The following is a 21,970-nucleotide window of genomic DNA, read 5'->3' as shown; positions in this document are numbered from 1 at the left end:
GTAATACCTCCTTAAATAATTGCTTGTAATTGTTTTTGTTTAGTTAATGATTCTGTTTTTATTTGTTGTCCTAATAACTGTTGAAGCAGTATTTCCTCTAGCTCCGCAAATTTTGGATTTGAGCGTGTTCTAGGGCGGGGAAGGTTAACTGGCAAATCCAGTGCTACAATCCCGTCTTCTATTAGAATAATTCGATCAGCCAATGTAATCGCTTCTGCAACATCATGTGTCACGAGCAAGGAAGTGTATTTTTGGTTTAACCATAATTGTTCGATTAGATTTTGCATTTCCAATCGTGTTAGAGCATCCAATGCCCCAAGCGGCTCATCCAATAACAAGAGTCTTGGTTTTGCACTAAGCGCACGTGCTAGTGCAACCCTTTGTTTTTGCCCACCTGACAATACATGTGGCCACTCTTTCGCGCGGTCCTTTAACCCAACATGTTCAAGCGCTTCTAATGCGAGCGGTTGCCAATTCTTTTTCAACTCTGTGCCGACCCCGACATTTTCTAATACAGACAGCCATGGGAGCAATCGATCCTCTTGAAACATGACGCGAACGCCTGAGAAATCGTCTTGCTGAATACCGTTCTTTAAAGATTCGCCAGCTGTTTTTTGTTCTAAATTTGCGATGATTCGTAGAAGCGTACTCTTTCCGCAACCACTTTTCCCGACAATTGCGACAAATTGTCCAGCGGGGATTGTTAAGTTAATATCTTTTAATACTTCTTTTTCACCGAAACTTTTCGTTAAATTTATTAACTCAATATTGATTCCATTTGCCATGGAAGCACCTACTTTCTATTATTATACTTAACATATTGAAATACTAGGAATTAATATTAAAAAAAATTTACATGCGTTTGCCTTCCGTACGCGTATAAATAATTTTCTAAATGTTAACATAATAACGAATATTCGGTCAATAATAAATATTATTTTACCTATCGAAATAATAAGGTAAATGAAATTCTAGTCCGTAAAATGATGTCTTCACATATGAATAATTGTACTTTTCAAAAAAAGTTGCTACTATGAAGATAGTGTTTCTAAGCAGTACATAATTATAGAAATAGTTGATAGTCAACCACATGGAAAATTGATTTTGAGATGGGGGTTTCAAATCGATTTGGAGGAACTTAAAATGGTTAAAACGGTTTTAGTAGTAGAAGATGAAATGCCAATCGCAACATTATTGAAATATAATTTGGAGCAAGCTGGCTTTGAAGTTCTTTTAGCACATGATGGTCAGGCTGGGCTTGATACGGCAGTTCAGCAAGCACCAGACTTAATATTACTGGATTTAATGCTGCCGAAACTGGATGGTGTGGAAGTATGTAAAGAATTACGACGTTTACGCATAAATATACCAATTATTATGTTAACAGCCAGAGATGATGAATTCGACAAAGTATTAGGTTTAGAGCTGGGTGCAGATGACTACATGACTAAGCCTTTTAGCCCTCGAGAAGTAATCGCACGTGTTAAGGCCGTACTGCGACGTTTTTCAGGGCCAGTTGTAGAAGAGACAATTGAGACAAATGAAGTCGTATACTCGTTTGGAAATTTAAGAGTATTCCCTGAGCGATTTGAAGCATTTATTGATGAAGAATCTTTGGAGTTCACACCGAAAGAATTTGAATTACTAGTATACTTACTTGAAAATAAAAATCGGGTATTAACACGTGATCAATTACTTAGTGCTGTTTGGAACTATGATTTTGCAGGAGATACACGTATTGTAGATGTCCATATTAGCCACCTTCGAGATAAAATTGAAGAAAATAGTCGTAAACCACTTTATATTAAAACAATTCGTGGTTTAGGATATAAATTTGAGGAGCCAAAAAAATAATGAACGGAATGAAAAATCGTTTGTTTTATTCGTTTATTTTTGTTATTGGATCAAGTTTAGCTGTTCTAGGGCTGTTCATAGGGCAGCTTTTTCCTTTTTTTATTGATGAATATATTAACGAAGCGACAAATGTCTCAGAAAACAAATTAGCACAGATAGTAGAGGAACAGCAGATTGAGCTGACGGCAAGTCAAAAACAAGCTATTATAGATGCCTCTATGATTGATGTTGAGGCAGAGTCTTTAATAGATATTAAGCAAAAAATGTATGTCCTTATAGCAGCCATGTTATTAGGTGGATTTATTATAACCGGTTTTATGGCTCATCGTGTTGCTAGTAATTTTATAACACCGATTATCAATATTACAAAGACAGCACGGGAGTTATCAAAAGGCAACTATCGTGCGCGTGCTTTTGCAAATGGACCAAAAACAATTGTGGAATTACGAAACTCAATAAATATTTTAGCACGCAATTTACAGGATATAACGAAGACACGGGCAATTGAGGAAGAGCGTTTAAAGACATTAATTGAAAATATGGGTAGTGCGCTAATGATGATAGACCGTGAAGGGAACATTTCTATTGTTAATAAAAAGTTCCAAACACTTTTCGAGCTCCCAAAAGAACAGCTTATCGGTAAAAATTTCATGATGCTTGGATTACCGAAGGAACTGGAGGAGTTTATCGACCATGTGTTCTTAACGGAATTGCCTTATCGTCAGCAGCTCGTAATGGAAATTGCTGCCGAAGAATATTATGAGCAAGTATATGGGGCTCCTGTTGTTGGAGAGCACGGTCGTTGGCTAGGTGTAGTTATAGTAATGCATGATGTAAGTGAACTTGTAAGATTGGAGCAGATTAGAAAAGATTTCGTGGCGAACGTATCCCATGAGCTACGTACACCGATTACATCGATTAAAGGTTTTTCGGAAACCCTTCTGGATGGAGCATTTAAAGATGAGAAGATGTTGCTTTCTTTCTTGAATATCATTTACGATGAAAGTAATAGAATTCAGGTTCTTGTTAATGACTTACTCGAGCTATCCAAAATTGAGCGCCACGGCTTTACGCTTGATGTGACACCAACGAAGCTTCAGGATATTCTAGTGCGGGTTGTTGATTTAACGAGTTCGCAGCTGGAAAGTAAAGATATGCAATTTGACGTAAAAATAGAGCAGGATGCGGTTATTTTGGGTGATGTTAATCGATTGATGCAGATTTTTACGAACTTAATTAATAATGCCATTGCATATTCAAAAGAAGAAACTACCGTGACACTATGTATTAGTGCGAATGAACAATACGGGATATTTGAAGTGAAGGACGAAGGAATTGGGATTGAAAAAGCAGAGATTTCACGTATTTTTGAACGCTTTTACAGAGTGGATCGTGCACGTAGCCGAAATTCTGGTGGGACAGGGCTTGGATTATCCATCGTGAAACATTTAATAGAAGCTCATCATGGGAAAATTCAAGTAGCAAGTGAAGTTGGAAAGGGTACAAGCATAAAAGTATTTCTGCCATTGCAACGATAAAGCTTAACAGTAGCTTTACAATTATTTTATATAGCCTTTATATTGGGGTGATATATTTCTTATAGAAACCCCCGTTTCAAAAAAAGGTAATATGCCACAATGGTACACGCGACCATGCAAAAAGCTTTGCGCTATTTGCATGGTTTTTTGATTTTCTTCTATCTTTTTATGTTTCTCAAAAAATATGAAACTTTTACAATAGATGGAGCGTAGAATAAAAGGAAAATAAAAAAGGAGGTTCTTTACGATGAGTGTAAAAAGAACATTACTATGGGTAGCACTTGCCTTGTTTGCCGTTGTGGCAATTATTGTTGTTACGACATCGTGGTATACAGTAGATGAATCGGAACAGGCAGTAGTAATTACATTTGGTCAAGCGGATGAGACAATACAAGATTCAGGACTTCATTTTAAATTACCATGGCCAGTACAGGCAGTAGAGATTTTATCAAAGGAAACATACAGTTTACAGTTCGGCTATAAGCAAAATCCGGACGGTACGGTGGAAGCATTCGATAAAGAAACAAAAATGATTACAGGTGATGAAAATATTGTTTTAACAGATCTTGTTGTTCAATGGCGAATAGTTGACCCGAAAAAATACTTATTTAGTTCACAGGAGCCGCGAGCGATTTTACATAATGCGACATCCAGTGCGATTCGTTCAATCATTGGCAGCTCAACAATCGATGAGGCATTAACGGATGGTAAAGCGGATATTGAAGCAGAAACACGTGAGTTGCTTGTATCGTTAATCGATAAGTACGATATCGGTATTGGGGTTGTAGGCGTAAAGCTGCAAGATGTAGAAGTACCAAATCAGGAAGTACGTGCAGCATTCACAGATGTTACCGATGCGCGTGAGACAAAAAATACAAAGATTAACGAAGCAGAAAAGTATGAAAACCAGCGTGTAAGTGAAGCGGTTGGTGAAGCAGCGGCAATTCTTTCAAAAGCGGAAGGGGAAAAGGCTTCGCGTATTGAGCAAGCTACAGGTGAAGTGGCATTATTTAATCAGCTTTATGAAGAATATCGCCTGAATAAAGATATTACACGTGAACGATTAGTGCTCGAAACATTGGAGGCAGTTTTACCGAATGCCCAAATTTATATAATGAATGATGATGGCAGCGGTACGATGAAGTACTTGCCGATTCAACCAATGCAAACGACACCACCTTCTACAGAAGAGAAAAAAGAAGGGAGCAAAAGTGAATGAGTAACGACAAAAATAATTTTAACGGCGATTTAGATGAATTTGTGAAAAAACTATTCGGCAATAAAAACGGATCGAAAGAAGTAAAGAAAGTCCCGAAAGCGAATGATCCAGATCAACAAGTAAATAACGGTGATTTAAATACAAAAAAAGCACCAACACCATTAAAAAAAGATAAAAAGCCTTTAAATGTTAAGCAATGGGTTACTTCTGCTATTGTATTAACGGTTGTGTTTGCTGCATTAATTGTCGTAGTTGCGAACTTGTATATTGTAAAAGAAAATGAATATAAAGTAGTTCGTCAGTTCGGGGAAGTAGTGAAGTACGAAAGGGAACCGGGACTTCATATGAAAATCCCATTCATCCAAAGTGTGACGACTCTTCCAAGAAATTTAATGACGCATGATATGACAGAAGAAGAGATCAGCACGAAGGATAAAAAGCGGATTATTATCGACAACTATACAGTATGGCGTGTTACGGATCCAAAAGCGTTAATCTCAAATGCAGGACAGTTGCTCAATGCGGAAAATCGTATGGAGGAGTTTATTTATTCGGCACTTCGTACAGAATTCGGTCAAACGGAGTACGGAGATATTATTAATGAAAAAGATTCGAAACGCGGGAACATTAATGACCGTGTTACACAACGTGTCAATGAATTAATTGAATCTGCCAATTTCGGTATTGAGGTAATTGATGTGCGTATTCGCCGTACTGATTTACCTGAGGAGAACGAACAGTCTGTTTATACACGAATGGTTTCGGAACGTCAATCGATTGCGCAAAAGTATCTGTCTGAAGGGGATGCGGAAAAGCGTAGTAAAGAGGCAAAGACTGATCAGGAAGTACAGGTAACACTTGCAAAAGCAAATAAGGAAGCGTCTGTAATCCGTGCAGAAGGGGAAGCACAGGCAGCTCAAATTTATAATGCCGCTTACTCGAAAGACCCGGAGTTCTACAGTTTATTCCGAACATTGGAATCATACAAGAAAACAATTGGTAATGAGACAATGATTATTATTCCATCTGATTCACCATATGCGAAATTACTATCAGGTCAATTAGATTAAAAGCAGAAAAAAGCTATTTAGAATGTAAACCCATTCTAAATAGCCTTTTTTATTGATGGATTTATTTTACAATATTTACCTTCACTGAAAATTTGAATTATATTATTTCAAATTATTATTTTATTGTTATAATAAGTGAGTAATATAATTAAGGGGGAGCACATTTGAGTAGAAAAATACAAAATAGTTTAATTGCTTTCATTATGGCAACATCAGTGACAGCACTATTTTATCAAACGAATTTAAGTTTCATGAAAGTGGAAATTTATCATATACCTATTTTATTTATTGTGATTTTATTGTTAAGTGCCTTTATAGCAGAAGATGTCCGTAATTCGTTTAAAAAAGTACTATGGTTTGAAAAACGTGAGGACAAGCGGCCGATTTGGCAGGTTGGAGTAGGAATGATTTTTTACTTTTCCCAAATCGGTTTTGTTGAAGTATTTGCACGTGGATTAATGCAATACGATTTAGGTGGTATGCCAATGTACATCATCATTCCATTTTTAAATGCATTTTTACTAACAGTTATTTTTGAAGAGATTTTTTATAAAGAAGAGAAAAACAGTGTACATGTTGTGAAGTTCAAAAATAAAATTAAATAGATATTTAGACCGCGCGGGATTTTATTCCACGCGGTTTTTATTATAGCAAGATTATTTAAATAAAATGGAAAAATTTAAGGAAGTGTGTATAATATAACAAGCGTAGTCTTTTTTGCATATATTGTAATAATTTTTGTAGGGTATAAATGCTTATATATTCAGAAAAATTAGGTAATAATGCGCGTTGTTTAATTAATGCTCTATACATATAAGGAAGTGAAAGTTTTGATTCTATTAGATACAGCTTATGTATCCCCGCTCTTAGCAGAAACATTGATCGAAAAGAAAGTAAAGATTTTGGATATTGAACAACAGTTGATTCTAAATGACAAATCAGAAGATGAGCAAAATCTGGTGAAAGTATTTCAACAAGAGGATTTAATCATTATGAATTCTGAAGAAGCCATTCAGATTCTAAATGAATATTATGCAGAATCGCATGTAACAAAAACAGCGAATTTATTTAAAAATAAATTTGCATTCAGAAAGCGTTTAGCTGAGAGTTATCCTAATTTCTTCTTTTTAGAAACTACTTCAGGTGAATTAGGGCAACTTGATCTATCCTCACTACCCTATCCGTTAATCTTTAAGCCGACAGTCGGATACTCAAGTGTTGGGGTTTACAGAGTAGAGAATCCACAAGAATTCCAAAGTATAATCGATAAGATGGAAGAAACGATGGAACAGTCGAGTGAAGAAGATTCAAAGGATATTTTGGGTAGTGAAACCTTTATCATTGAAAGTTATATTGAGGGGCAGGAATTTGCAATCGATCTTTTCTTCGACGAAAAGAATGATCCGGTTGTGCTCAATTTATTTGCGCGTATGTTCAAAGACGAAAAAGATATGAGTGATCGTATTTATTATACGAGCAAGCAAGTGCTGCAAAATTTCTTAACTCCGATTACCGAGTATCTGCGAGGACTTGGGGAAATCTTCAATTTGCGGAAAATGCCACTGCACGTAGAACTGCGCATGGATGATGAAGGAACAATTGTACCAATTGAAGTGAATCCATTACGCTTTGCAGGTGCAGGTACGACCGAATTGGGAAGTTTTGCATATGGGGTTAACTCATACGACTATTTCTTCGAACAGAAAAAACCGGATTGGGCTGCCTTAATAAACACAATGGACAATAAAATTTACAGCTTTACTTGTGCCGAGTTTGAAGGTGAGATAAAGATTGATGACGGGCTTGTGATACACCATGAGTTATTGCAAAAACAATTCCACCATATTTTAGAATATCGTCATATTCCGTACGAGCAGGGTGCGACGTTTGCTGTCATTTTCTTTAGTAGTGACTCATTGGCGCAAAATGACCATATCTTATCGTTGGACTTTATGGAATATGTAGAAAAAGAAAAAAACTTGTATGTGAATAACTAAATTTGGGGGGACGCTTGGCTAAAACAATTTCATAATTGTTTTAAAGAGCAATGTAAATGTTAAAAAAATTTAATTCAGTAAAAACTCGGATTTTATTAGGGATTTTAGTTCCTATTTTTTTATTAAGTGTTGTTTTTAGCTCAATTCTATTCTTGGTTTCCAGCAACTTAATTAATAACCAGATCATTCCGCAGCACAATCAAAACTTATTGTTGAGTATGGAGAAATTCAGTACGCTTTTTGACGCGGATATAGTGAATGATGCTAAGAAAAACAAGGCTTCATATGAAAAATTACTGGAGGTCATAACCGATTTCCAAAGTGATTTTGATTTGGAAAATGCCTATATTATGAGTAAAGTCGATGGAGATGAAGTTATTCTGGTATTGGGGAATTCGGAAGATTACCTTACACCGCTTGCTTTTACAGAAGATCAGACAGCGGCACTTTCCACAACGAAAATAGTGGCGAGCGATATTTATGAAGATGATTATGGTAAACATCAATCAACCTTCCTTCAAATTCCTGGGACGGAATCTGTTCTGGGATTGGATGCGGATGCGGATTTTATTGATGAATTGAATAGCTTGTTAATTAAAATTATTTTTGCTTCACTGCTTGTTGCATTGATTATAGGCTCAATTATAGCGGTTATCATATCAAAAAAAATTGTGAATCCTTTAAATCAGCTTTTAAACCACACTGAAATTGTGGCACAGGGTGATTTATCAAAACAATTGGAAGTCTCCAGTCATGACGAAATCGGGCGCTTAACAACTAGCTTCTCGAATATGCAATCGCAATTGAGAGAGACTATCTACCATGTAACCGACACATCCGACCATGTTGAGGAAGGTTCTTCGATATTAAAAGAAACGGTTGAACAGTTAACAATTACATCGAATCAGGTATCGGGCGCGATTCAGGAAATTGCTTCTAGCACTGAGCTAATTACAGAAGGTGCTGTGCAAAACCGGGTGGCAGTGGAACAGATCGCATTCAAAATTGAAGAAATTTCTAATGTTACGAAATTAGTGGCGCAGGAGGCGGTAGATACCAATACTGTTGCAACACAAGGAATAGAAGTTATTCATAAGTCTGTTGCAGGAATCGAAACAATTAACGAAACGGCGAAAATGTCATTAATGAAAACAGAACAAATGAATAGCCGTTCTTTAGAAGTTGGTCAAATAACGAAAATTATTTCAAGTATTTCAGATCAAATCAACTTACTTGCTTTAAATGCAGCAATCGAAGCGGCAAGAGCTGGGGAATACGGGAAAGGTTTCGCAGTAGTAGCGGATGAAGTTCGTTCATTGGCAGAACAATCGGCGAATTCGGCGAGCGATATTACGACATTGATTAATGAAATGCAAAAAGATTCAAATGAATCTGTTGTTGCAATTAATAATGTAGTAACGAAAATCGAGCAGGAAAGCGTGACGATCTATTCGGCTGTTGAAACATTTAATACAATTTCTAAGTTAGTGGATAATATGAAAAATGAAATTCAAAATGTAACAGAAGCATTCCAAGGCATCGCAACAGACTCTAATCGGATACTTGAAACAACGGATATAACGGTTCAGTCATTGGAAGAATCTAATGAGCATTCTCAAAGTATTGCTGCATCAATAGAAGAACAGACAGCATCGACTGAAGAAATGCTAAGCATCGCACACGAATTGAATGAAATGATTATTAAGTTAAAAGGACAAATTAATCACTTCAAAATATAAAGATTTTCTTTAGTTATATAAATAACTTCTAAACTAATATGAACTTAATTCAATGATGGAAAAATCCAGATTATGCTATATTGCATTCATCTGGATTTTTTCTTTTTAGGCGGGGAATACATGTTGCGGAAGGTTTCTGTTTGCATAAGGATTATAAGATGGAGTTTGAGATGAATTGCGAATAGAGGGTATTGCCAGCTGATGTTAAGTTCTTGGGAGGGACATTCACTTTGGCGTCCTGCATAATTTGGCGAATAAGAATTTTATTGCAGAAGAGTTTGCGTTTATGTTGGCAATTCATCGCAATAATCGCTAAAGTAGAAGGAGAACATACAATCGTAACTTAACTTCTTACAGTGCGTTTTGAACACACGCCAGAAGTTAATGCCTCTGGGTGGAGCAACAGATTCGGCAAAGAGTGTTTAAAAGAAAATCAGGTTAAAAGCGTCGGGTGACTGATCCGTATCCTGTGAACCTGACCCGAAACCGGGCATAATCACCCCGAGGTGAAATTGATTAATGGAGGAACGCGCATGACAAAACAAAAATTACTTTTACTAGATGGAAACTCATTGGCTTATCGTGCTTTTTTTGCATTGCCGCTGCTGACAAATGACAGTGGGATTCATACAAATGCTACTTACGGATTTACAACGATGCTGCAAAAAATTATCGGTGAGGAAAATCCGACACAAATGCTTGTTGCGTTCGATGCCGGGAAAACGACTTTTCGTCATGAATCGTTCGGTGAATATAAAGGTGGACGTCAAAAAACTCCGCCAGAGCTTTCCGAACAATTCCCCTATATTCGTAAGCTGATTGATGCATACAACATTAAACGCTATGAACTGGAAATGTACGAAGCAGATGATATTATCGGAACATTAGCGAAACAGGCTGCCGGAAAAGGTATAGAAGTTATCGTTGTTTCGGGAGACAAAGATTTAACGCAGCTAGCAACAGAAGATGTCACAGTCTATATAACTCGTAAAGGGATTACCGATATCGAAAAATATACACCGGCACATATTGAAGAAAAGTATGGACTGACACCGGAGCAAATTATCGATATGAAAGGGCTTATGGGCGATCAATCGGATAATATTCCGGGAGTTCCGGGCGTTGGTGAAAAGACAGCGATTAAATTATTGAAGGAACACGGTACAATTGAAAAACTATATGAAGCGATGGATTCATTGAAAGCATCGAAAATGAAGGAAAAGCTGGTAGATAATGAAGAAATGGCACACTTATCAAAAAAGCTTGCGACAATTCATACAGATGCACCGCTAACAATTTCACTGGATGATTTAGCTTATTCAGGTCCGGATGAGGAATCACTTCTTAATGTATGGCAAGAGCTTGGGTTTAAATCTTTAATCGAAAAGAGCGATTTTGAAGCAGTAGAAACTGAACAAGCTGAATTAGTATTTGAAAATGTGCAGTCTATTAAAGCTGACATGTTAAAAGATACGATGGCAATTCATCTGGAGTTGGAAAATGAACATTACCATAGCTGTAATGCCCTCGGTTTAGCCTTGACAGACGGGGAACGCACGGTATATACAGCGATTGATAATGTAGTGGATAATGCAGATTTAAAAGCATGGATCCAAGATGAAACAAAGAAAAAATATATGGTAGACAGTAAAGCGACACAAGCAATGCTCCATCGTTTAGGGATTGAGCTAAAAGGTGTGGAGTTCGATTTATTGTTAGCTTCGTACATTTTAAAGCCGTCGATTTCAGGTGATGATGTTGCAACACTTGCAAAAGAATTCGGTTATCAGGATGTACAATCCAATGAAGCGATTTACGGAAAAGGGGCAAAGTGGATTGTTCCGGGGGCAGATCATGTAGCAGAACATGTAAGCCGAAAAGCAGTAGCAGTATGGAAGCTGCAGCCAGTTTTAGAGCAAACACTTAAAGAAAATGAACAGTTTGAATTATATAAAGAGCTGGAGCTGCCGCTTGCACATATTTTAGGGAAAATGGAGAGCGAAGGGATAACAGTCAATATCGATACATTGCGTCAAATGGGTGATGAACTGAAGACAAAGCTCGAAGTAATGGAAGTGACAATTTATGAACTGGCAGGCGAGAAATTCAATATTAATTCACCGAAACAGCTTGGTGTCATTTTATTTGATAAACTAGGCTTACCTGTCATTAAAAAGACGAAAACAGGTTATTCGACAGCAGCCGATGTACTGGAAAAACTGCAGTCCGAGCATGATATTGTAAAGCATATTCTGGAATACCGAACACTCGCGAAACTTAAGTCAACTTATATTGAAGGGTTGATTAAAGAGGTACATGAAGCGGATTCCAAAGTGCATACTCGCTTCCAACAAGCATTAACATCAACGGGACGATTAAGCTCAACAAACCCGAACTTACAAAACATCCCGATTCGTTTGGAAGAAGGACGCAAAATTCGAAAGGCATTTGTTCCTGCAAAAAAAGATTGGATTCTGTTTGCTGCAGACTATTCTCAAATCGAGCTGCGCGTATTAGCACATATGTGCGGTGATGATGCGCTTGTAGAAGCATTCCAGCAAGGAATGGATATCCATACACGTACGGCAATGGATGTGTTTAATCTTGAAAATCCAGATGAAGTGACAAGCTTAATGCGTCGCACAGCAAAAGCTGTAAACTTTGGTATTGTATATGGAATCAGTGATTATGGCTTATCACAAAGCCTTGATATTACACGTAAAGAGGCGGCAATTTTTATCGAAAACTACTTGCAAAGCTTCCCGGGTGTAAAAAACTATATGGATACAAGTATTGAAGAGGCCAAGAAAGCCGGCTTTGTTACAACGATTTTAAATCGCCGCCGCTACTTGCCGGACATCACAAGCTCGAACTTCAATTTAAGAAGTTTTGCGGAGCGTACGGCGATGAACACGCCGATTCAAGGAAGTGCAGCGGATATTATTAAAAAAGCAATGATTGACATGGATGCACGCCTTGAACAAGAAGGGCTGCAGACGAAGCTGTTGTTACAAGTACACGATGAGCTTATTTTTGAAGCACCAAAAGAAGAAATTGAAATTTTAGAACGTATCGTACCTGAAGTTATGGAAAATGCAATTAAGTTAAGTGTGCCGTTAAAAGTTGAGTTTTCATATGGTCCTACATGGTACGATGCGAAATAAGGAGTACCAGTTATGCCGGAATTACCAGAAGTAGAAGGGGTCGTACGTGATTTACGACCAATAGTAGAAGGGAAAACGATTGTTTCAGTCTCTTTATCGGATGTCGTGTATACATCGCATGAAGAAGGGAAACAGGCGATTGTAAAAAATGCGAAGCCTTCACAGTTTGAACTAGTAGTACGGGACATGATAATCGATAAATTGGAGCGCAGGTCAAAATATATATTCTTTCATCTCAAGAAAAGTGATGAACGTTTTATTTTAGTAAATCATTTAGGGATGAGTGGTGCCTGGTTTGTTGTTAATGATGTGCTGGAGATTGCGGAAGAAAAATTTCGGAAGCATATTCATGCAGTATTCACTTTAGCAAGTGGAGAATTACTTGTCTATGCAGATATTCGCCGTTTTGGTGAATTACGCTTTATAAAAGAACTAGCAGACCATCCACCTTTACTGAAAATGGCACCGGAGCCTTTTGATGAAAGCGCATGTGATTTTTTCCTAACGCAAAGTGAAAAGCCGAAATTTGCGAAAAAGGCAATTAAAGAAGTCATTATGGACGGTCAAGTTATCTCAGGCTGCGGGAATATATATGCAACTGAAGCTTTATTTAAATTATTCATTCATCCTGGCCGTGTGACAAGTGACTTAAATAGAGAGAAAAAAATGGAGCTCTTTCAAGTGATTTGTGATGTACTTCAGGAAAGCATCGACTCAGGCGGCTCTACAATATCTGACTATCGGAGTATTAACGGTGGGGCAGGTACGATGCAGCATCGCTTAAAAATGTACGGAAAAAAACAATGTGTAATATGTGAAGCAAATACAGAATCCATCGTTATCGGGGGAAGGACGTCAACATATTGTCCTCAATGTCAAAAGTAAAGGGGAATTACTGTGATTATAGGTTTAACAGGAAGTATTGCAAGTGGAAAAAGTACAGTCGCAAAAATGATTCAGTCATATAACTTACCAATTGTTGATGCCGATCAAGTTGCACGACAAGTCGTAGAGCCAGGAAGTCCAACGCTTTTGAAAATCGCAGAAGTATTTGGACAGGATGTCATTTCTGAAGATGGTACAATGAACCGCGCAAAAGTAGGGAATCTTATTTTTCATGATGAAACGAAGCGTCAACAACTAAATGCCATCATTCACCCAGCTATTCGTGAAGAAATGATTCGCCAGCGTGATGAGTTTATTTCCTACGGTGAAAAAAACGTATTTATGGATATTCCATTATTATTCGAAAGCAAGCTCGAGCATTTTGTTGAAAAGATTATCGTAGTTTCTGTAACGGAGGATGTTCAACTAGAACGCTTAATGGAACGAAATGGCTTGACCGAAGAAGAAGCAAAAGCACGTATTGCTACGCAAATTCCTGTTAAAGATAAAGAAGCGCTAGCTGATGTAGTTATTTATAATAATGGCTCTTTGGAAGATACTGCCCTTCAATTGCAAAATGTTTTATTTGAATGGAATGTTTTGAAATAAAATAATGCCTTGCCCGTTTTTGTTTGAAGTGGGTTAAGGCATTTATTTTTAGGGTATGTATTATCTGAAAATAACAACTTTTTTTATGTGCGTTAAATATGTTCACCTTTTTAGAATATGTGTTATACTAATCAACGAATAAATAAAACGAATGAATCGTACTTTTAGGAGGATTTAAATAATATGACAGTTTCTATTGCAATTAATGGTTTTGGCCGCATTGGTCGTATGGTATTCCGACAAGCGATGATGCGCGGTGATGTTAATATCGTAGCAGTAAATGCAAGTTACCCATCTGAAACGTTAGCACATTTAATTAAGTATGACACAAATCATGGTGTATTCCCAGGTACTGTTGAAGCGGTTGAAGGTGCATTAATCGTAAACGGTAAACGTGTTGAGCTAGTTAGTGAACGCGATCCTTTAAAATTACCATGGGCTGAAATGGGTGTAGATATTGTTATTGAAGCTACTGGTAAATTCAATGACCGTGAAAACGCTGCAAAGCATATAGAAGCTGGCGCGAAAAAAGTTATTTTAACAGCTCCAGGTAAAAATGAAGATATTACAGTAGTGTTAGGTGTAAACGATGATAAATTAGATTTATCAAAACACGATGTCATTTCAAATGCTTCTTGTACTACAAACTGCCTAGCTCCAGTAGCAAAAGTATTAAATGATGAATTTGGTATTGTAAATGGCTTAATGACAACTGTACATGCTTATACAAATGATCAAAATAACATTGATAACCCACATAAAGATTTACGTCGTGCTCGTAACTGTGCATCGTCAATTATTCCAACTTCAACTGGTGCAGCTAAAGCTTTACGCTTAGTGTTGCCAGAATTGGATGGTAAAATTCACGGTATGGCCTTACGTGTACCTACACCAAACGTATCATTGGTGGACTTAGTTGTAGATTTAGAAAAAGATGTAACAGTAGAAGAAGTAAATGCTGCATTTAAAGCAGCTGCTGAAGGCAAAATGAACGGTATTTTAAACTTCTCAATGGAGCCATTAGTATCTTCAGACTACAATACAACAACATATTCTTCTACAGTTGATGGATTAACAACAATTGTTTTAGGTGACCGTAAAGTAAAAGTAATTGCTTGGTATGATAACGAATGGGGTTACTCTGCACGTGTAGTAGACTTAGCAAATAAAATTGCCAAAGAATTAGTAGCGGTTAATGCATAATTTAATTTCTTTTTACGAGTAAAAAGATTGAAAAGTCTTGATTCGAAATTCGGTAAGTGATTCTTTCGGCATGTATAGTGCCGGGATATAACTAAACTATTGCCTTTTGTAGAATATTTATTTTTACAAAAGGCATTTTCTATTGTGTGAAACGATAGGGCACTATATAATTGAATCACTTTCCTTTTGGAAAATTTCGACGCGCATGAAGAACTATTTCACGCGCGTTGTTTTTGTTATAATATAGATAAACTAACATTTAGGAGAAATAAAATATGAGATGTCCAGCTTGTCAATACAACGGTACACGTGTTGTAGATTCAAGACCTGTTGATGATAATAAAGAAATTCGAAGACGTCGTGAATGTGAATCGTGTGCTTTCCGTTTTACGACATTTGAAAAAATAGAAGAAACACCTTTAATTGTTGTGAAAAAGGGTGGCTCGCGTGAAGAATTCAGCCGTGAAAAGGTATTGCGAGGACTAATACGGGCATGTGAGAAGCGACCGGTTGCTTTAGATCAATTGGAAGAGATAGTATTATCAATTGAAAAGGAATTACGTCGACTTGGCAATGCAGAAGTACGCTCGGAAGAAGTGGGTGAAATGGTAATGGATCGTCTTGCAACAGTTGATGAAGTTGCATATGTACGATTTGCATCCGTTTATCGACAATTTAAGGATATTACTGTATTTATCGAGGAATTAAAAGAAATTATGACACGCCAGTCAAGTGACAAATAAGTTTTAGGAGGGGGACAAAATGGTTCACTTTAAAGAAATACAGCCAACAGATCATTTTGAAATAACGCTCCCTCACGCATTATCTACAAATGAACGTCAATTATTAACGCTATTTTATCAGCCCCTAACAGGACCGGAGCCGATAAGTTTATTTTTAACGCTATGGGCGGAAGCTGAAAATCATACACCTCAGCAATATAATCATTATTATTTGATGCATGTATTGTCGATGCCTTTGAAAAAGATTTTTGAAGCGCGAATTGCATTGGAAGCGATTGGTTTAATGCGTACTTGGCGAAAGGATACTGCTAATGAACGTCATTTTATATATGAATTAGTAAGACCACTCGATGCACCGAGCTTTTTTAAAGATCCGCTTTTATCGATGTTCTTATTTAGTAAAATTGGCGAGGGAGCTTATCGAAAATTACGTCAGCGCTTTTTGACTCAGCCAAATAAAGAACAGTATGAAGAGGTTACACGTACATTTATGGATGTGTACCGTCCGATTAATCAAAATCTGCCTCAGGATGAGTTGGAAACAATGACACCGAAGCAAATTGATTATCCATTTTATTATGAGCAATTTGATTTTAAGCTACTGCAGGCTGGCTTATCTGAGCAGTTAATACCGAGTGCTGCATTAACTGTGAAAGCAAAGGAAACAATTGCAAAGCTTGCCTTTTTGTATCATCTCACACCATTGCAAATGCAAAAAGTGGTAATACAAGCATTGGACGAGCAAAATAAACTAACGACAGATCGTTTAAAACGTTGTGCAGCAGATTATTATAAATTGACCGTTTCTACAGAAGCCCCTGTCATGACAAAAGTATTCGAGGGGAAAAGTAATGATACTTTACACGCGGAAAACTTGACGAAAGAACAAGAACTTCTGCATTATTTGGAAACAACACCGCCTGTTCAAGTGTTGCGTGACATCAATAATGGAAAAGAACCAATTCCTTCCTCAATTCAACTTGCAGAAGATTTAGTTGTAAAGTATAGCATGCCTATAGGAGTGGCTAATGTACTGCTCGAATATGTCATGTTATCGACAGATATGAAATTACCGAAAAGCTATGTAGAAAAAATCGCAGATCACTGGAATCGTAAGCAATTGAAGACGGCTAAAGAGGCGATGGATTTAGCTCGTGAAGAACGCGATAAATATACGAAATGGAAACAGGAAAGTTCAGTGGTCAAACAACCGGCTACTTCCCAAAAGAAGCCTTCGTACAATCGTAAAAGTGGACGAGATGAACAAGTTCCTGACTGGTTTTACAAGCGCAATGAGCAGCAGCAACCAGAAAAAGACAGTACAGTGGATTTCGAGCAGGAGCGCCTAAAAATATTACAAAAGCTTGATAGGGCAGGTGAATAACAATAGAACCGATTAATAATCAATTAAATCAAATCAAGAAAAAAATGCCCTCTTTTAAAGAACGTTTTGAAGCGATGCGCAGAGAGACGATCGAACATCCGAAAGTTCAGCAGTTTTTACGTGAACATGAACAGCAAGTGACGAAAGAAATGGTTGAAATTAGTTTACCTAAATTATACGAATTTATTTCACAGTCAACAGGATGTTGCGGAAATGGACATACAGGACAATGTACAAATTTATTGCAAGGTTATCTTCCGAAACTATTTATAACGCATAATGTCATTGATATTACGTATGTTCCTTGTGAGCAAAAGCTTCGTGAAGATGAACGACGTGATGTAGCCAATATGATTTCGAGCATGCATATGCCAAAAGATGTATTAAAGGCAACATTAAAAGATTTGGCAATCGACAATCATTCCCGACTTAGTATTGCAGAACAAGCAGCTGAATTTGTCGCGACTTATAAGCGAACGGGAGAATTACCGAAAAAAGGATTTTACTTGTACGGTAAATTCGGTGTAGGAAAATCCTTTGTACTTGGAGCGATTGCAAATGAGCTTGCAACACTAAAGGTAAGAACAGTTGTCGTATTTGTTCCTGAGTTTTTACGAGAAATGAAAAATGCGATTAGCGACAATACTTTGAATGAAAAAATAGACTATGTCAAAAAGGCGCCTGTATTAATGTTGGATGATATCGGTGCAGAGACGATGTCGGCATGGACACGTGATGAAATACTTGGGACGATTTTACATTATCGAATGAGTGAAGAATTACCAACATTTATTACATCGAACTTTGATTATAAAGGGCTGGAGCATCATTTAGCGCAATCACAACGTGGTGATATCGAAGTCGTAAAGGCTGCTCGTATTATGGAACGAATTAAAGCTGTGACAATTCCGGTTGCGATGGATGGAGTCAATCGCCGAGAATAAAAAATAACAGAAAAATTTACTTTTTACCAGTTGCAATTGTTATAAATCGAGCGTATACTTTGTACGTAATTAAACAAAAAATGCATTGAAAAGGACAACAAGTTTAACGAACTGCTTTTAGAGAGGGGAGCCACGGCTGCAAGCTTCCTAGCACAAGCGTTTCACTTTACTACCTTTGAGCAGTGACGGGGCCAATCCGTCAACGTTTCTCAGTACGTTAACTGACCGAGAGCTTCTAATTCGTATTGACGAAGAAGGAAGAAGGGTGGCACCACGAGCATACAGCATCGTCCCTTTTATAGGGACGGTGCTTTTTATTTTGCCTTAATATGCAAATATTTTGACTGATAAAAAATATTGGGAGCAAATTAATTTATAGCTATAGATTAGTTGATTGTAGTGTAGGGCGGCGACTCCAGCGGGAAAAGCGTGACGCCTGAGACTACAGGCTCAGGCCACGCCCGCGGAAAGCGTCCGCCCGAAACGGAAATCAACGGATTGGGATGACGACACTTTGCTACTCTCTATTAAATGAAAACCTTATAAGGAGGACAATAACATGTCAGAAGTGATCAAATTAACTTTTCCGGATGGCGCAGTAAAGGAATTTGCCAAAGGAACATCTACATTAGACGTTGCAGGCTCTATTAGCCCAGGTCTAAAAAAATCAACATTAGCCGGTAAAATCAACGGTACACTTATCGATGCAAAAACAGGAATCGAACAAGATGGTGCAATCGAAATCATTACTAACAAATCAGATGAAGCGTTAGAAATTCTTCGTCACTCAACTGCTCACTTAACAGCGCAAGCAGTAAAACGTCTGTACCCAGATGCAAAATTAGGTATTGGTCCAGTAATTGATTCTGGCTTCTACTATGATATCGATTCACCAACTCCGATTACTGCTGAAGATTTACCAGCAATCGAAAAAGAAATGAAAAAAATCATTTCTGAAAACATCGAAATCGAGCGCAAAAATGTTTCTCGTGATGAAGCACAAAAAATTTACGAAGAAGTTGGCGACGAGTATAAATTAGAATTACTTGAAGCAATTCCTGCAGATGATCAAGTATCAATCTACTACCAAGGTGATTTCTTTGACCTTTGCCGTGGTGTACACGTACCATCTACAGGCAAATTAAAAGAGTTCAAACTATTATCATTAGCTGGTGCTTACTGGCGCGGTAACTCAGACAACAAAATGTTACAACGTATTTACGGTACTGCATTCTTCACAAAAGACGAGCTGAAACATCACCTTCAAATGCTTGAAGAGGCAAAAGAACGTGATCACCGTAAAATCGGTAAAGAATTGGATTTATTCATGACTAGCCAAACAGTTGGTCAAGGTTTACCGCTTTGGTTACCAAACGGTGCGACAATCCGCAGAACTATTGAACGCTACATCGTAGACAAAGAATTATCTTTAGGCTACAAGCACGTATATACACCAGTGCTTGGCTCGAAAAAGTTATATGAAACATCAGGACACTGGGAGCACTATCAAGACGGCATGTTCCCGCCAATGGAGATGGACAATGAAACACTTGTTTTACGTCCGATGAACTGTCCTCACCATATGATGGTATTCAAAAACGGTCTGCACTCTTACCGTCACTTACCAATCCGTATCGCGGAACTTGGTACAATGCACCGTTACGAAATGTCAGGTGCCGTATCTGGTTTACAACGTGTACGCGGAATGACTTTAAACGATGCGCACATTTTCGTACGCCCGGATCAAATTAAAGCTGAATTTAAAAAAGTAGTTGAATTAATCCTTGAAGTATACAAAGACTTCGAATTGAAAGATTTCTCATTCCGTCTTTCATACCGGGATCCGAACAACACAGAGAAGTATTTTGATGACGATCAAATGTGGGAAACTGCACAAGCAATGTTAAAAGAGGCAATGGATGAGCTAGGTTATGATTACTTCATCGCAGAAGATGAAGCAGCCTTCTATGGTCCGAAATTAGACGTTCAAGTAAAAACAGCAATTGGTAAAGAGGAAACTTTATCAACTGCACAACTTGACTTCTTATTGCCACAACGCTTCGACCTTTCTTACATTGGTGAAGACGGTCAGCCACAACGTCCAGTAGTTATTCACCGTGGTGTTGTATCGACAATGGAACGTTTTGTAGCATTCTTAATTGAAGAGTACAAAGGGGCATTCCCAACTTGGTTAGCACCAGTTCAGGCAACAATTATTCCTGTATCAAACAGTGTACATTATGACTACGCCCGTGAAGTTCAAGAAAAACTAGCTGCTGCTGGCGTACGTGTTGAAATGGATGATCGAGAAGAGAAATTAGGCTACAAAATCCGTGAATCTCAAATGAAGAAGATTCCTTATATGCTCGTACTTGGAGATAAGGAAGTAGAAGATAGTGCAGTAAACATTCGCCGCTACGGTTCGAAGGATTCTGAGACTATTAGCTTTGAGCAATTCCTTGCAGATATTACTGAAGAAATAAAAAAATAAGATAGCAAATTGGAGCTTGGAACAAAGGCTGTCTCCATAATAAAAGCAGTTCAAATTTTACCTGAGTAAATTTGAACTGCTTTATTTTTGTGCCTAGAGATTATCATTAGACACAGTCGATTTTTCAAAGTGGATTATAATTTTTTCTCAAAATCAATGTCATGATGCAATGATGTCGGTGGAACAACCGGGTTAGGGATTTTCCCCATTGGTGCAGGGTTATCTAAATAGACGAAATCTCCTGTCCCATCTGGTGATTTACCTTGAGCCCAAGGACCGTTTTTAGATTCAGTGCCTTCAGATAAATTCCATAGCTCATATGCATGTGGCTGTGCTTCCAATTCGCCTTCGGGTCTGAATGAAGCAGGTACGACCACGCCATTCTTTTCTTCCAACTCTTTAATAGCAGCCATCCATTGGTATTGATGGTAACGGTCACGTGCCAGCATTTTTCTAAATACAGTACGGACTCCCTCATCTTTCGTCATATGATACAATCTTGCTACTTGGAGTCGACCTTGCGATTCAGCATTTAAGTTTGCACGGAAATCAGCAAGTAAGTTTCCGCTTGCAATGATGTATCCAGCATTCCATGGTACGCCGTTTGAATCCTTTGGTGTAGCGCCTAATCCGCTGACAATTAAGTGCTGTGGGTTAATTCCACCCATAATTGCATCCATCATCGGGTCCTGTGCAACTTTTTGCTGATCCTCGGGTGTTGCCCCGTCCAGTAATTGACTAATCAAAGAACAAAGCATTTCAACATGGCCGATTTCCTCTGTACCAATATCCATTAATAAATCTTTATATTTTTCTTCACCACGACAGTTCCATCCTTGGAATAAATACTGCATCATAACACTCATTTCCCCAAACTGACCACCGAGCACTTCCTGAATCTGACGTGCTAGTACAGGATCGGGTCTTTCAACTTTTACCTCAAATTGTAATTCCTTTTGATGTCTAAACATTATATAGATTCCTCCTATCGGTAAATTTTGAATCTCTAACTAGATACCACGGAGAAAAAAAACAAAACACTAAAAATTAAAAAAATTTATAAACTTAAAAGATTATATTATAAAGCGTATTAAAAAGCTTGACGTTATTTTTAAAGCATGCTAAGATTG

General features: G+C 37.7%; 17 protein-coding genes. 15 read left to right on the top strand and 2 right to left on the bottom strand.

The window, feature by feature from the left end; genetic code table 11:
* Positions 1 to 11 precede the first annotated feature (11 nt).
* The gene (locus NYE67_RS14330) at positions 12 to 785 is read right to left on the bottom strand and encodes an ATP-binding cassette domain-containing protein (RefSeq protein ID WP_340730313.1); all 774 of its coding nucleotides are present in this window, start codon (positions 783 to 785) and stop codon (positions 12 to 14) included.
* A gap of 358 nt (positions 786 to 1,143) precedes the next feature.
* On the opposite strand from NYE67_RS14330, the gene NYE67_RS14325 reads away from it, so the two are divergent.
* The 15 genes from NYE67_RS14325 (at position 1,144) to thrS (ending at position 20,840) form a co-directional block, all read left to right on the top strand.
* Positions 1,144 to 1,854, top strand: a complete 711-nt coding sequence (locus NYE67_RS14325) for a response regulator transcription factor (RefSeq protein ID WP_340728660.1) — start codon at positions 1,144 to 1,146, stop codon at positions 1,852 to 1,854.
* On the top strand, positions 1,854 to 3,392 hold the full coding sequence (gene pnpS / locus NYE67_RS14320; protein WP_340728659.1) for a two-component system histidine kinase PnpS: 1,539 nt from the start codon (positions 1,854 to 1,856) through the stop codon (positions 3,390 to 3,392). Before NYE67_RS14325 ends, pnpS begins: the two co-directional genes overlap by 1 nt.
* 247 nt (positions 3,393 to 3,639) lie before the next feature.
* Complete coding sequence (gene hflK, locus NYE67_RS14315) at positions 3,640 to 4,611, top strand: FtsH protease activity modulator HflK (RefSeq protein WP_191700556.1); 972 nt, start codon at positions 3,640 to 3,642, stop codon at positions 4,609 to 4,611.
* Positions 4,608 to 5,681, top strand: a complete 1,074-nt coding sequence (gene hflC / locus NYE67_RS14310; RefSeq protein ID WP_191700555.1) for a protease modulator HflC — start codon at positions 4,608 to 4,610, stop codon at positions 5,679 to 5,681. The genes hflK and hflC overlap by 4 nt, the downstream gene beginning before the upstream one ends.
* 164 nt (positions 5,682 to 5,845) lie before the next feature.
* Positions 5,846 to 6,286 (top strand): DNA polymerase I, encoded by a 441-nt coding sequence (locus NYE67_RS14305; RefSeq protein WP_191700554.1) that lies wholly within the window; start codon positions 5,846 to 5,848, stop codon positions 6,284 to 6,286.
* A 225-nt stretch (positions 6,287 to 6,511) separates the two neighbouring features.
* The gene (locus NYE67_RS14300; RefSeq protein WP_340730312.1) at positions 6,512 to 7,678 is read left to right on the top strand and encodes an ATP-grasp domain-containing protein; all 1,167 of its coding nucleotides are present in this window, start codon (positions 6,512 to 6,514) and stop codon (positions 7,676 to 7,678) included.
* A gap of 56 nt (positions 7,679 to 7,734) precedes the next feature.
* Positions 7,735 to 9,417, top strand: coding sequence for a methyl-accepting chemotaxis protein (locus NYE67_RS14295; protein ID WP_340730311.1), 1,683 nt, complete (start codon positions 7,735 to 7,737; stop codon positions 9,415 to 9,417).
* A 533-nt stretch (positions 9,418 to 9,950) separates the two neighbouring features.
* Positions 9,951 to 12,581 (top strand): DNA polymerase I, encoded by a 2,631-nt coding sequence (polA, locus tag NYE67_RS14290; RefSeq protein ID WP_340730310.1) that lies wholly within the window; start codon positions 9,951 to 9,953, stop codon positions 12,579 to 12,581.
* Positions 12,582 to 12,593: 12 nt separating this feature from the next.
* Entirely contained in the window at positions 12,594 to 13,466 is an 873-nt protein-coding gene (mutM, locus tag NYE67_RS14285) for a bifunctional DNA-formamidopyrimidine glycosylase/DNA-(apurinic or apyrimidinic site) lyase (protein ID WP_340730309.1), read from the top strand.
* A 12-nt stretch (positions 13,467 to 13,478) separates the two neighbouring features.
* Complete coding sequence (gene coaE, locus NYE67_RS14280) at positions 13,479 to 14,075, top strand: dephospho-CoA kinase (RefSeq protein ID WP_340728654.1); 597 nt, start codon at positions 13,479 to 13,481, stop codon at positions 14,073 to 14,075.
* Between the two features lie 183 nt (positions 14,076 to 14,258).
* Positions 14,259 to 15,278 (top strand): glyceraldehyde-3-phosphate dehydrogenase, encoded by a 1,020-nt coding sequence (locus NYE67_RS14275; RefSeq protein WP_339213430.1) that lies wholly within the window; start codon positions 14,259 to 14,261, stop codon positions 15,276 to 15,278.
* Positions 15,279 to 15,553: 275 nt separating this feature from the next.
* Positions 15,554 to 16,021, top strand: coding sequence for a transcriptional regulator NrdR (gene nrdR, locus NYE67_RS14270; protein WP_340728653.1), 468 nt, complete (start codon positions 15,554 to 15,556; stop codon positions 16,019 to 16,021).
* 19 nt (positions 16,022 to 16,040) lie between these two features.
* Positions 16,041 to 17,405 (top strand): replication initiation and membrane attachment family protein, encoded by a 1,365-nt coding sequence (locus NYE67_RS14265; RefSeq protein ID WP_340728652.1) that lies wholly within the window; start codon positions 16,041 to 16,043, stop codon positions 17,403 to 17,405.
* Positions 17,406 to 17,407: 2 nt separating this feature from the next.
* Positions 17,408 to 18,349, top strand: coding sequence for a primosomal protein DnaI (gene dnaI, locus NYE67_RS14260; RefSeq protein ID WP_340728792.1), 942 nt, complete (start codon positions 17,408 to 17,410; stop codon positions 18,347 to 18,349).
* A 559-nt stretch (positions 18,350 to 18,908) separates the two neighbouring features.
* A complete protein-coding gene (gene thrS, locus NYE67_RS14255; protein ID WP_340730308.1) occupies positions 18,909 to 20,840 on the top strand; it encodes a threonine--tRNA ligase in 1,932 nt (643 codons plus the stop codon).
* A 134-nt stretch (positions 20,841 to 20,974) separates the two neighbouring features.
* On the opposite strand, the gene NYE67_RS14250 is transcribed toward thrS, so the two are convergent.
* A complete protein-coding gene (locus NYE67_RS14250) occupies positions 20,975 to 21,811 on the bottom strand; it encodes a manganese catalase family protein (RefSeq protein ID WP_340728650.1) in 837 nt (278 codons plus the stop codon).
* Positions 21,812 to 21,970: the final 159 nt, after the last annotated feature.

Origin of the sequence: Solibacillus sp. FSL W8-0474 (assembly GCF_038004065.1) — a bacterium.
Taxonomy (GTDB): Bacteria; Bacillota; Bacilli; order Bacillales_A; family Planococcaceae; genus Solibacillus; species Solibacillus faecavium.
Note: the sequence above shows the minus strand (reverse complement) of the source record. Positions and strands in the feature narration are given on the sequence as shown.

What these genes read in the sequence shown, in the direction of transcription:
- thrS (WP_340730308.1), top strand. Translation starts at nt 18,909, where the DNA reads ATGTCAGAAGTGATCAAATTAACTTTTCCGGATGGCGCAGTAAAGGAA.
- NYE67_RS14330 (WP_340730313.1), bottom strand. Translation starts at nt 785, where the DNA reads ATGGCAAATGGAATCAATATTGAGTTAATAAATTTAACGAAAAGTTTC.
- NYE67_RS14295 (WP_340730311.1), top strand. Translation starts at nt 7,735, where the DNA reads ATGTTAAAAAAATTTAATTCAGTAAAAACTCGGATTTTATTAGGGATT.
- mutM (WP_340730309.1), top strand. Translation starts at nt 12,594, where the DNA reads ATGCCGGAATTACCAGAAGTAGAAGGGGTCGTACGTGATTTACGACCA.
- polA (WP_340730310.1), top strand. Translation starts at nt 9,951, where the DNA reads ATGACAAAACAAAAATTACTTTTACTAGATGGAAACTCATTGGCTTAT.
- NYE67_RS14325 (WP_340728660.1), top strand. Translation starts at nt 1,144, where the DNA reads ATGGTTAAAACGGTTTTAGTAGTAGAAGATGAAATGCCAATCGCAACA.
- NYE67_RS14275 (WP_339213430.1), top strand. Translation starts at nt 14,259, where the DNA reads ATGACAGTTTCTATTGCAATTAATGGTTTTGGCCGCATTGGTCGTATG.
- hflC (WP_191700555.1), top strand. Translation starts at nt 4,608, where the DNA reads ATGAGTAACGACAAAAATAATTTTAACGGCGATTTAGATGAATTTGTG.
- NYE67_RS14250 (WP_340728650.1), bottom strand. Translation starts at nt 21,811, where the DNA reads ATGTTTAGACATCAAAAGGAATTACAATTTGAGGTAAAAGTTGAAAGA.
- hflK (WP_191700556.1), top strand. Translation starts at nt 3,640, where the DNA reads ATGAGTGTAAAAAGAACATTACTATGGGTAGCACTTGCCTTGTTTGCC.
- pnpS (WP_340728659.1), top strand. Translation starts at nt 1,854, where the DNA reads ATGAACGGAATGAAAAATCGTTTGTTTTATTCGTTTATTTTTGTTATT.
- NYE67_RS14265 (WP_340728652.1), top strand. Translation starts at nt 16,041, where the DNA reads ATGGTTCACTTTAAAGAAATACAGCCAACAGATCATTTTGAAATAACG.
- nrdR (WP_340728653.1), top strand. Translation starts at nt 15,554, where the DNA reads ATGAGATGTCCAGCTTGTCAATACAACGGTACACGTGTTGTAGATTCA.